The 10,301-nt window shown below is 66.7% G+C and carries 12 protein-coding genes; 3 read left to right on the plus strand and 9 right to left on the minus strand.

The window, feature by feature from the left end; genetic code table 11:
• The first annotated feature begins 185 nt into the window (after positions 1-185).
• Complete coding sequence (locus HWX00_RS24555; protein ID WP_049028196.1) at positions 186-380, plus strand: hypothetical protein; 195 nt, start codon at positions 186-188, stop codon at positions 378-380.
• A gap of 132 nt (positions 381-512) precedes the next feature.
• On the opposite strand, the gene hppD is transcribed toward HWX00_RS24555, so the two are convergent.
• The gene (hppD, locus tag HWX00_RS24560) at positions 513-1,610 is read right to left on the minus strand and encodes a 4-hydroxyphenylpyruvate dioxygenase (protein WP_034188022.1); all 1,098 of its coding nucleotides are present in this window, start codon (positions 1,608-1,610) and stop codon (positions 513-515) included.
• Positions 1,611-1,824: 214 nt separating this feature from the next.
• Here hppD and HWX00_RS24565 point away from each other — a divergent pair, with 214 nt between their 5' ends.
• Positions 1,825-2,349, plus strand: coding sequence for an Lrp/AsnC family transcriptional regulator (locus tag HWX00_RS24565; protein WP_034188021.1), 525 nt, complete (start codon positions 1,825-1,827; stop codon positions 2,347-2,349).
• A gap of 55 nt (positions 2,350-2,404) precedes the next feature.
• On the opposite strand, the gene HWX00_RS24570 is transcribed toward HWX00_RS24565, so the two are convergent.
• The 8 genes from HWX00_RS24570 to paaA form a co-directional block, all read right to left on the minus strand.
• Positions 2,405-3,052, minus strand: a complete 648-nt coding sequence (locus tag HWX00_RS24570; protein ID WP_059559326.1) for a GNAT family N-acetyltransferase — start codon at positions 3,050-3,052, stop codon at positions 2,405-2,407.
• Positions 3,053-3,287: 235 nt separating this feature from the next.
• Positions 3,288-3,893, minus strand: a complete 606-nt coding sequence (locus HWX00_RS24575; protein ID WP_006482923.1) for a TetR/AcrR family transcriptional regulator — start codon at positions 3,891-3,893, stop codon at positions 3,288-3,290.
• A gap of 16 nt (positions 3,894-3,909) precedes the next feature.
• The gene (locus tag HWX00_RS24580) at positions 3,910-4,734 is read right to left on the minus strand and encodes a DUF1835 domain-containing protein (protein ID WP_049030972.1); all 825 of its coding nucleotides are present in this window, start codon (positions 4,732-4,734) and stop codon (positions 3,910-3,912) included.
• Between the two features lie 128 nt (positions 4,735-4,862).
• Entirely contained in the window at positions 4,863-5,951 is a 1,089-nt protein-coding gene (gene paaE, locus HWX00_RS24585; protein ID WP_034188018.1) for a 1,2-phenylacetyl-CoA epoxidase subunit PaaE, read from the minus strand.
• A gap of 2 nt (positions 5,952-5,953) precedes the next feature.
• Positions 5,954-6,517: a 1,2-phenylacetyl-CoA epoxidase subunit PaaD gene (paaD, locus tag HWX00_RS24590; protein WP_034188017.1), complete on the minus strand. Its 564-nt coding sequence runs from the start codon at positions 6,515-6,517 to the stop codon at positions 5,954-5,956.
• Positions 6,518-6,542: 25 nt separating this feature from the next.
• Positions 6,543-7,346, minus strand: coding sequence for a 1,2-phenylacetyl-CoA epoxidase subunit PaaC (gene paaC / locus HWX00_RS24595; RefSeq protein WP_175028545.1), 804 nt, complete (start codon positions 7,344-7,346; stop codon positions 6,543-6,545).
• 10 nt (positions 7,347-7,356) lie between these two features.
• Positions 7,357-7,641 (minus strand): 1,2-phenylacetyl-CoA epoxidase subunit PaaB, encoded by a 285-nt coding sequence (gene paaB / locus HWX00_RS24600; RefSeq protein WP_034188015.1) that lies wholly within the window; start codon positions 7,639-7,641, stop codon positions 7,357-7,359.
• Positions 7,642-7,677: 36 nt separating this feature from the next.
• Entirely contained in the window at positions 7,678-8,676 is a 999-nt protein-coding gene (paaA, locus tag HWX00_RS24605) for a 1,2-phenylacetyl-CoA epoxidase subunit PaaA (protein WP_006477414.1), read from the minus strand.
• 199 nt (positions 8,677-8,875) lie between these two features.
• Between paaA and HWX00_RS24610 the strand changes: the two genes are divergently transcribed.
• The gene (locus tag HWX00_RS24610) at positions 8,876-10,141 is read left to right on the plus strand and encodes an SGNH/GDSL hydrolase family protein (protein WP_175028549.1); all 1,266 of its coding nucleotides are present in this window, start codon (positions 8,876-8,878) and stop codon (positions 10,139-10,141) included.
• The last annotated feature ends 160 nt before the right edge of the window (positions 10,142-10,301 follow it).

A 10,301-nucleotide genomic window follows, 5' to 3' on the forward strand; every position in this document is an offset into this window, starting at 1 on the left:
GGTGGAATGGCGGCGGCGCACCGAAAAAAGGGGCGTGATGATGCGTTACATCATGTAAAAGCATGTAAAGCCGCGTCCATCTGCGAGCAAATGCCGTTAATCTTGTCGGCCTGCCGGAGGTGCCCGGTCGCGTTGGCTCGTTTCGACGCAATCGGGGAGGCGCCGGCAGTTTTACAGGAGGTGCAATGAACACACGTCATATCCAGAGTTTCCTGATCGTGTCCGCCGCGTTTTTCGCGATGACCGGCCCGGTGCGCGCGCAAGGCGCGAGCGCACTGGCGGCAGCCGGCGCGCAGATGCGTCAGATCGTGCCGGCCCAGGACGCCGCCGCGCAGCCGTCGGCCGAGCGCGCCGTCGAGTCGAAGGCGAACGCGCGTTGATCCGGTCGCGCGGCCGGCAGGCCGCGCCGGAATGAGAGAAGGGCGGGAATCCTCGGATTCCCGCCCTTTTTCTTTGCGCCGCCGGATCGTGCGGCCGGCCCGGTTGCCCGAGGCCGCCGCTTGCCGAGTGCGTCAGGCCTTGTCCTGCACGACGCCGCGGCGGATCTGGTCGAGTTCGATCGACTCGAACAGCGCCTTGAAGTTGCCTTCGCCGAAGCCCTGGTTGCCCTTGCGCTGGATGATCTCGAAGAAGATCGGCCCGATCTGGTTCTCGGTGAAGATCTGCAGCAGCAGGTCGTCGCGCGCGCCGTCGATCAGGATCTTGCGCTTCTTCAGTTCGTCCAGCGATTCGCCGTGGTTCGGCACGCGGCGGTCGACCAGCTCGTAATACGTGTCGATCGTGTCGAGCAGTTTCACTTCCTTGCTGCGCAGGCCGTCGACCGCCTGGTAGATGTCGCTCGCGCCGAGCGCGATGTGCTGGATCCCTTCGCCGTGGTACGCGTCCAGGTATTCCTGGATCTGGCCGGCCGTTTCCGAGCCTTCCTCGTTGATCGGGATGCGGATCTTGCCGCACGGCGACGTCATCGCCTTCGACTTCACGCCCGTCACCTTGCCTTCGATGTCGAAGTAACGCACTTCGCGGAAGTTGAACAGGCGCTCGTAGAACTCGGCCCATTCCTGCATGCGGCCGCGGTGCACGTTGTGCGTCAGGTGGTCGATGTAGGTCAGGCCGTGGCCGACCGGGTTCGGGTTCGCGCCGGCGATCGGCTCGAAGTCGACGTCATAGATGCTGATGTCGCCGATCGCGCCCGGCTGCGCGCCGTTCTTGCCGCGCCAGCGGTCGACGAAATAGATCAGCGAATCGCCGATGCCCTTGATCGCCGGGATGTTCAGCTCCATCGGGCCCGTCTTGTTGTCGAAGCCCCACGCGCCGAGGTCGAGCGCGCGCTGGTACGCCTTCGCGGCGTCCTGCACGCGGAATGCGATCGCGCAGATCGACGGGCCGTGCAGGCGCGCGAAGCGTTGCGCGAACGAGTCGGGTTCGGCGTTGATGATGAAGTTGATGTCGCCCTGGCGGTACACCGTCACGTCCTTGTGGCGGTGGCGTGCGATCGCGGTGAAACCCATCCGCTCGAACAGTTGTCCGAGCGCTTTCGGGTCCGGCGCCGTGTATTCGATGAATTCGAAGCCGTCGGTGCCGACGGGGTTGTCCCAGTTGGGGATCTGCATGTCGTGTCTCCTGTGCGGGGCGGTCGGCCCGGGGCGACGTCCGCCTGCCTGGCCTGGTTCGATGTCGACGGCCGCACATGCCCGGGCGTGCGCGGCGAATCGATACATGCGACAGAGTGTAGCGGGCGGGCACGAGCGGAAACTTGCGAACTTAATCGCCGCTCCCTACGATGACGCAATTTCCAGCCTTGAAACAATCATTGGAGGGCAGAAGATGGCGCAAGCCGAACTGGATGCCATCGACCGGCGGATTCTCGCGATTCTTCAGGAGAACGGGCGCCTGTCGAACCAGGAGATCGCCGAGCGCGTGAACCTGTCGCCGAGCCCGTGCCTGCGGCGGATCCGGCGGCTCGAGGAGATCGGCGTGATCACCGGTTATGTCGCGCTGCTGAACCCGCAGAAGCTCGGGCTCGACCTGCTCGCGTACGTGAGCGTGCGGCTCGAGAAGCGCGGCGGCCTGGCGCCGATGCGGGTCGACGAGACGTCGGCGCGCGCGGGCGCGACCCATGCGGAGCTGTTCCGCGCGGCCGTGCAGACCTGGCCGGAAGTGGTCGCGTGCCATGCGATGACGGGGGACATGGATTACCTGCTGCGCGTGCAGGTGGAGGACATGGCGCATTTCTCCCGCTTCGTGCAGGAGCACTTGCTGCATCACCCGTCGGTGATCGACGTGAAGACGAGTTTTTCGCTCGAATGCTTCAAGGAGACGACGGCGTTGCCGATTCGCTCGGTGCGCTAGTGTGGAGGGAAGGGCGGGAACCGGGCGCGCCGCTGGCGCACCCGGCCGGCCGATGTCAGGCCGTCAGTGCGGCGGGCATCAGCGATTCGATGAACTTCGTCGTGCGGCGCGCCTGGCGCTTCATCGCGTAGTCGAACACCGCAGCCTGTTCCTGCAGCATCTCGGCGATGATCGTCGAGTGGTCGGCCGGCGGCAGCGACAGGTACGCATCGGCTTCGCCGTACGCGTACTCGATTCGCATCCCGGACTTCTTCGCGATGTGCATCATCGTCGCGTTACGCGACAGGCAATGCATGTACAGCATCGTCACGTGCGTATTGCGGCTGCGGATCGCCGCGCGCTCGAACAGCTTCGAGCCGACGCCGCGGCCGCGTGCGCTTTCGAGCACCGACACGCCGAATTCGGCCGTGCGCTTGTCGCCCTCGGCCGGCAGGTAGGCCAGGTGGCCGACGCCGATCAGTTCGAGGTCGTGGTCGAACACGCCGAACACGGTGTCGCGACCGAAGTCGATCGTGCGGACATAGTTCTCGATCACGTGGTCGGGCACCATCTGGCCGAAGCGCAGCAGGCGGTCCTCTTCGCCGAGCGAGAGAAAGTGGGTGAGCATCTGCTCACGGTCTTTGGAAGCCAGTTCCCTGACGAGAACCGGCGCACTGCCGACCGTGCCGGCGACTGCGGCGGGGCCGTTGAATTGCGTGTTCATCGTGGGTTCCTCAGTGTGTGGCTGCACAAGCGGGTTGTGCAATGCAACAGCATTTTACCCGACAGGGGTTGGGGAAAACCCGTATTTGACGTTGTTTGTGCCGAGGAGAAATTCTAAACCCGCTTAGTTCATTTACTATCTATCTGATTTTTAACGGATTTAAAATTCATCATATGAAACGCGCGACGGGCGATCGCAGTGTACCCGTCACGCAACGCATGCTGCTGCGCGGCAATCAGGCCGCCGTCGACAGCCCGCGTTCGATCAGGTCGATCACCTGCTCCGCGAAGTCGCGATAGCCGAGGCGGCCGCCCGGCTTCAGCCACGTGAACGTCCAGTTGATCATTCCGAACACCATCATCGTCACCGATGTCTGGTTTTCCTTCGAGATGCGGTCCGGGTACGCGCGGGCGAGCTGCCGCGTGAATGCCGCGACGATGTCGCGCTGGCGGTCGAGCACGATTTCGCGCTGCGCGTCCTCGAGATACTTCACGTCGTTGAGCAGCGCGACGTGTCGGCTGTGCGACGTCTCGTATTCGGCGAGGAACGCGCGCACGAGCTCGGCGAACGCGTCGCGTTCGCTCAGGCCGCGCCGCTGGCTCGCGCCTTCGACCTCGGCGATGATCAGCATCAGCCGTTTGGTATAGCGGTCGAGCAGGTCGAACAGGATCGCTTCCTTGCTCTCGTAATAGTGATAGAGGCGTGCCTTCGACGTGCCGCTCGCGGTCGCGAGATCGGACATCGACGTGCTCGGATAGCTCGTCTGCGCGAATTTCTCGGCGGCCAGATCGAGGATCTGTTCGCGCTGGGATTCGTGGTCGGGCGCTCGGGTACGGGCCATGGTCGAATGGGGAAGATTAGCGGTGCGCGAAAGCCGCGCGGGCCGCGCGCACCTGCGTGGAAGAGAGGGCGTCGGGCGCGTCGTCCTGCAACTCGAGCCGGCCGGCTGCCGCCAGTGCGCGGCAGCGCCACCAGGCGATCGAATCGCTGACGAACAGCCCGCCGCGGTCGGCGGCGGCCATGATGCTGCCGACGAGGCGCCGCGCGGGCAGCCAGTCGGTTTCGGCGTGCGAGACGATCAGCGCGTCGAGATCGGCATAGTAGCCGCTCTTGATCGTGTTGCTGACCCAGTAGCGCAGTTCGGCGTTCAGGTGTTTCGCCTCCTGCCATTCGAGTGCGAGGCGGCCGATGCGCAGCACCGAGACCGGCGCGGCCGCCGGGCGTTTGCGCGCCAGTTCCGCGGGCGAGAACATCCCGGTCGAGCATGCCTGGTCGGTGCGCGACAGCGCCCTGCGCTGCGCCGGGTCGAAATCGGCGGCCGACAGCCGTACCTCGTTCAGGCGCTGCGGCACGTTGCGCAGGTGGTAGGCGACGCGGCGCAGCAGCAGCTTGTCGCCGACGCTCGGCGCGTGCCATACGACCACCTGGCCCGTGTCCATCGCGAGTTGGTCGAGACGCGCGAATTCGCCCTCGATTTCCGCGTTCCAGTCGGGGATCTGGTCGCCGAGCACGTCGTGCCAGAAGGCGGCGCGCGTGTCGGGCGTCTCGTCGGCGCCCTTGAGTGGTCCGACGCCGAGATCGTCGAGCAAACCGACGACGTGCTCGTCGCGCCCGGCTTGCGCGAGTGCCTCGCGCAGCGACGCGGCGGCGGTGCCGCCCTGAATCACATGAATGGTACTCATCGGCCTGTCGTCAACAAAAGAAAACCGCCGGCCGGGCGGACGTTGTGATGTCCAGCCGGCCGGCGGCCCCTAGTGTAAGCGAGATGTGTGACGGCGAGAAACCGCCCGGCGCCGCGGCGCAATGCCGCTCAACGCTCGTCGTAGCTCACGACGACCTTGTCGCTGATCGGGTGGCACTGGCACGTGAGCACGAAACCGTCCTTCACTTCGTGCTCCTCGAGCGTGTAGTTCTTCTCCATGCGCACCTCGCCTTCGATCACCTTCGCGCGGCACGTGCAGCACACGCCGCCCTTGCACGCGTACGGCAGCGCGAGGCCCGCGCGCAGGCCGACATCCAGCAGGCTCACGCCTTCGTACGGCAGGCGCAGCTTGCGCTTCTTGCCGTCGAGCACGATTTCGAGGTCGGCGGCCGGCGTCTGCTCGGTGATTTCGACGGCCGGTGCGCCGGCTTGCGGCAGCGGCGTGCCGAAGCGCTCGACATGCACCTTCGCCTGCGGCACGCCGGCCGCCTTCAGCGCGGCTTCCGCCGCGTCCATCATCGGCGCCGGGCCGCAGATGAACGCTTCGTCGATTGCGTCGGCGGGCGTCAGCGTGCGGAGGAATTCCGCGCATTTCGCCTGGTCGAGCACGCCGTTGAACAGCTCCACGTCCTGCAGGTCGTCCGACAGCACGTGATAGAGGACGAAGCGGTTCATGTAGCGGTTCTTCAGGTCCTCGAGCTCCTCCGCGAACATGATCGCGTCGACGCTGCGGTTCCCGTAGATCAGTGTGAAGGTGCTGCGCGGCTCGAGTTCGAGCGTCGTCTTCACGATCGCGAGCACCGGCGTGATCCCCGAGCCGCCGGAAAACGCGACGTACTGCTTGCCGTGGTCGGCGTTCAGGTGCGTGAAGAAGCGGCCGTCCGGCGTCATCACGTCGATCGTGTGGCCGGGTTTCAGCGTGTCGAACGCGAAGTTCGAGAAGCGGCCGCCGCGCACGCGCTTGATGCCGATGCGCAGTTCGCCGTCGCGGTCGTAATCCGTCGTGCCGACGCAGATCGAATACGAGCGGCGCGTTTCCTCGCCGTCGATGTGGGTCTTCAGCGTGACGAACTGGCCCTGCGTGAAGCGGTACGCGTCGCGCAGCTCGGGCGGCACGTCGAACGAGACGGTGACGGCGTCGGCGGTCTCGGGCCGCACGTCGCGGATACGCAGCGGATGAAATTGCGGGGTCGCCATATTCAGTAGGGTTTGAAGTAGTCGAAGGGTTCGCGGCAGTCGACGCAGCGATACAGCGCCTTGCAGGCCGTGGACGCGAATTGCGCGAGACGCTCGGTGCGGGCGGAGCCGCAGCGCGGGCAGGCGGGCGCCGCGACCGGCCGCGGCACGAAGCGCACGACGTTTTCCCGTGGCGCGGCGCTGCCGCACTGGCCGACCGGCGGCGCGATGCCGTACGCGCGCAGCTTGTCGCGCGCCTCCTGCGTGATCCAGTCGGTCGTCCACGCGGGCGCGAGCACCGTCTCGATCCGGTGCGGCGGCAGGTCGGCGGCCTGCAGCGCGGCGGCGATGTCCTCGGCGATCTGCGACATGGCCGGGCAGCCCGAGTAGGTCGGCGTGATCACGACCTCGAGCTGGCCGTCGTCCGCGCGGCGGACGTCGCGCAGGATGCCGAGTTCGCGGATCGACACGACCGGAATCTCGGGATCGGGCACGGCTTCCAGCACGTCCCACGCGCGGGCGAGCAGCGGATCGTCGTGGCGCGCGGCGGGTGTGGCGTGGGAGGGGGCAGCGGTCTGGACGGACATCGTCGGGCTCCGTGGCGTTGGCCGGTTACCAGGTCGCGCCGGGATGCTGGCGCGCGAGGCTCTGCATTTCGGCGAGCAGGTAGCCCATGTGCTCCGAGTGCTCGCCCTGCTTGCCGGTCGTCACGTGCTTCACGGGCGCCGGCAGCGCGAGCGTCGCCTCGGCGAGCGCATCGTCCACGTCCGCGCGCCACGCGGCTTCGAGCGCGGCCGGCGCCGGGCCGATGCCCGAAGCGGCGATCGCGTTGTCGATCGCATCGGCCGCGAAGCATTCGCGCGTGTACGGCATCAGGTAGTCGAGCGCATCCTGCGCGCGGCGATGCGATGCGTCGGTGCCGTCGCCGAGGCGCACGAGCCACTCGCGGGCGTGCTGCACGTGATAGCGGGTTTCCTTCACCGATTTCGCGGCGATCGCGGCGAGCTGCGTGTCGGTCGACGTTTCCAGTGCGCTCCATACGTGCAGCATCAATGCCGCGTACAGGAAGTTGCGCACGATCGTCACCGCATAGTCCTTGTCGGCGTGCGCGGTGCCGGAGACCGGGCCGTAGTGCGGCAGCTCGGCGAGCGTGAAGTTCGCGAATTCGCGCTCGGTACGGAAGTACGCGTAGTCGTCCTCGGTCTTCGTCGTGCCGTTGAGCTGGCGCTCGAGCTCGGCCGCGTGCATATACAGCATGCGCGCCTGGCCGATGAGGTCGAGGCTCATGTTGGTGAGCGCGATGTCTTCCTCGAGGATCGGGCCGTGGCCGCACCATTCGGCGTTGCGCTGACCGAGGATCAGCGCGTTGTCCGCGAGGCGCAGCACGTAGGAGAGGTGTTCGGGCGTGATCGTCATGGCGCGGGCGTTACATGTGGTTGACTTCGTCGGGCAGCGTGTAGAACGTCGGGTGACGGTAGATCTTGTCGCCCGCCGGTTCGAACAGCTCGGCCTTCTCGTTCGGGTCCGACGCGGTGATCGCCGACGACGGCACCACCCAGATGCTCACGCCTTCCTGGCGCCGCGTGTAGACGTCGCGCGCCATGCGCAGCGCCATCGTCGCGTCGGCGGCGTGCAGACTGCCGCAATGCTTGTGGTCGAGGCCCTGCTTGCTGCGCACGAACACTTCCCAGATCGGCCATTCCTTGTTCATCACTTTCTCCTGATTCCTGAATTCGGGTGTTGCCGCTCAGGCGGCGTGCTGTTCGGCGCGGGCGCGGCGCTTCGCCTCGTGCGCGAGCGCGGCTTCGCGTACCCATGCGCCGTCCTCGTGCGCTTTCACGCGGGTCGCGAGGCGTTCCTTGTTGCAAGGGCCGTCGCCGTTGACCACGCGCCAGAATTCGTCCCAGTCGATCGTGCCGTAGTCGTGGTGGCCGCGCGCTTCGTTCCATTTCAGGTCGGGGTCGGGCAGCGTCACGCCGAGCACCTTCGCCTGGTCGACCGTCGCGTCGACGAATTTCTGCCGCAGGTCGTCGTTCGAGATCCGCTTGATGCCCCATTTCGCGGACTGGCTGCTATGGACCGAGTCGGCGTCGCTCGGGCCGAACATCATCAGCACCGGCCACCACCAGCGGTCCACGGCCTGCTGGACCATCGCGCGCTGGGCGTCGCTGCCCTTCATCATCGACAGCAGTGCGTCGAAACCCTGACGCTGGTGGAACGACTCTTCCTTGCACACGCGGATCATCGCGCGAGCGTAGGGGCCATACGTGCAGCGGCACAGCGGGATCTGGTTCATGATCGCGGCGCCGTCGACCAGCCAGCCGATCACGCCGACGTCGGCCCAGGTCGGCGTCGGGTAGTTGAAGATGCTCGAATATTTCGCCTTGCCGGCGTGCAGTGCGTCGATCAGCGAATCGCGCGACACGCCGAGCGTTTCGGCCGCGCTATAAAGATAGAGGCCGTGGCCGGCTTCGTCCTGGACCTTCGCGAGCAGGATCGCCTTGCGCTTCAGGCTCGGCGCGCGCGAGATCCAGTTGCCTTCCGGCAGCATGCCGACGACTTCCGAATGCGCGTGCTGCGAGATCTGGCGTACCAGCGTCTTGCGGTATGCGTCGGGCATCCAGTCCTGCGGTTCGATCTTGCCGTCGGCTGCCATCACCGCGTCGAACCGCGCCTGCTCGGGCGACTCGGCTGCGGCGTCGAGCGGTGCGACGTTGCCGGGGATGTCGAGGGATTGCGTGTACATGGCGAGACTCTCGTCCGGTTGAATGTGTGCGAAGTATAAACCAACCGACCGGTCGGTTAATAAATTTCTTGCGGATTTGCGGCGAGACTCGGGTAAACGAGGGACGTCGGGGCGCGATCGGGCGACGCAAGCGCGTTCCCGCACGCGAGCCTCGCGCCTTCTGCGGCACAATGCCCGCTTTCCGATGAGGATTTTGCCGATGTCATTCCGAAGCAGTTTCGCCGCGGCCCTGCTGGGTGCGGCCGTTCTCGTGTCGCCGCTTGCTGCGTTCGCCGCGCCGGCCGGATGGGTTGCCGCGTGGGCCACCGCGCTGCAGCCGATTCCCGACCTTGCTGCGCCGCCGCCGCTCTATCGCGCGCCCGACGTGGCCGGGCGCGCCGTGCGCCAGATCGTGTACCCGACGGTGTCGGGGCGCGCCGCGCGGATTCGCGTCAGCAATGCGTACAGCCGTGCGCCGCTGGTCATCGAGGCCGCGAGCCTCGCGCGCGCCGGCGAGGGGGCGGCGCTCGCCGGCGGCGCGGTCGCGCCGGTCCGGTTCGGCGGCAAGCCGTCCGTGACGCTCGCGCCCGGCCAGGAGATCGAAAGCGATCCGGTGGCCATCGACGTGGCGTCCGCGCAGCCGTATGCGATCAGTCTCCAGATGGGGCCAAACCAGCGGATGACGGTCTGGCACCGCGTGTCGAACCAGTTCAACTATGTGTCTGCGCCGGGCGATCACGTGAACGATCCCGGCGCCGCCGCGTTCCGTACCCGTTTTACTCAATATGCCTGGGTGACCGAGCTGGCAGTCGAAACAGGTCCCGCGCGCGCCAGTATCGCCGCGATCGGCGACTCGATCACCGACGGGCTGCGCTCCAGCGTGAACCGGAACCGCCGCTGGCCTGACGCACTCGCGCGCCGGCTGACGGCGTCGGGGGCCGATTCGGTCGGTGTCGTGAATCTGGGCATCAGCGGGAACCGGCTGCTCAGCGATTCCGCGTGCTACGGCACGTCGCTGGCGTCGCGGTTCGAGCGCGATGCGCTGTCGCGTGCGGGTGTGAAGGCGGCGGTCGTGCTGATCGGCATCAACGACATCAACTTCGCGGCGATGCCGCCGCGCGCGGGGCTCGATTGCGACCACCCGCATACGCAGGTGACGGCCGCGTCGCTGATCGACGGCTACCGCCGGCTGATCGAGGCGGCGCACCGCCAGGGCGTGAAGGTTTACGGCGCGACGCTCACGCCGGCGGCGTTGCCGGCCGGGCGTGAAGCGATCCGGCTCGAGGTGAACCGGTGGATCCGGAGCGGCGGCGGGTTCGACGGCGTGGTCGATTTCGATGCGGTGCTGCGCGATCCGGCGCGCCCGAGCGTGCTGCAGCGCCGATATGACAGCGGCGACGGTATTCATCCGAGCGACGCGGGCTACACGGCGATGGCCGACGCGGTGCCGATCGAGCAGCTGCAGGCTGCGGCCGGCGGCAAGTGATGAGGCTCTATATATAGAGAGAAGTGTGGTCGGCGACGGTGCGGGCGTCGTTGTCGCGTCGCCCGTCGAACCCCCAGCCCCCGTGCGCGGCAGCGCACGGGGGCTTTTTCAAACTTTTTTCACAAAGGGCTTGCGTGGGCGGCGCGAGGTGCATAGAATC

Source organism: Burkholderia seminalis DSM 23518, assembly GCF_902832885.1.
GTDB lineage: Bacteria > Pseudomonadota > Gammaproteobacteria > Burkholderiales > Burkholderiaceae > Burkholderia > Burkholderia seminalis.

What these genes read in the sequence shown, in the direction of transcription:
- HWX00_RS24555 (WP_049028196.1), top strand. Translation starts at nt 186, where the DNA reads ATGAACACACGTCATATCCAGAGTTTCCTGATCGTGTCCGCCGCGTTT.
- hppD (WP_034188022.1), bottom strand. Translation starts at nt 1,610, where the DNA reads ATGCAGATCCCCAACTGGGACAACCCCGTCGGCACCGACGGCTTCGAA.
- HWX00_RS24565 (WP_034188021.1), top strand. Translation starts at nt 1,825, where the DNA reads ATGGCGCAAGCCGAACTGGATGCCATCGACCGGCGGATTCTCGCGATT.
- HWX00_RS24570 (WP_059559326.1), bottom strand. Translation starts at nt 3,052, where the DNA reads ATGAACACGCAATTCAACGGCCCCGCCGCAGTCGCCGGCACGGTCGGC.
- HWX00_RS24575 (WP_006482923.1), bottom strand. Translation starts at nt 3,893, where the DNA reads ATGGCCCGTACCCGAGCGCCCGACCACGAATCCCAGCGCGAACAGATC.
- HWX00_RS24580 (WP_049030972.1), bottom strand. Translation starts at nt 4,734, where the DNA reads ATGAGTACCATTCATGTGATTCAGGGCGGCACCGCCGCCGCGTCGCTG.
- paaE (WP_034188018.1), bottom strand. Translation starts at nt 5,951, where the DNA reads ATGGCGACCCCGCAATTTCATCCGCTGCGTATCCGCGACGTGCGGCCC.
- paaD (WP_034188017.1), bottom strand. Translation starts at nt 6,517, where the DNA reads ATGTCCGTCCAGACCGCTGCCCCCTCCCACGCCACACCCGCCGCGCGC.
- paaC (WP_175028545.1), bottom strand. Translation starts at nt 7,346, where the DNA reads ATGACGATCACGCCCGAACACCTCTCCTACGTGCTGCGCCTCGCGGAC.
- paaB (WP_034188015.1), bottom strand. Translation starts at nt 7,641, where the DNA reads ATGAACAAGGAATGGCCGATCTGGGAAGTGTTCGTGCGCAGCAAGCAG.
- paaA (WP_006477414.1), bottom strand. Translation starts at nt 8,676, where the DNA reads ATGTACACGCAATCCCTCGACATCCCCGGCAACGTCGCACCGCTCGAC.
- HWX00_RS24610 (WP_175028549.1), top strand. Translation starts at nt 8,876, where the DNA reads ATGTCATTCCGAAGCAGTTTCGCCGCGGCCCTGCTGGGTGCGGCCGTT.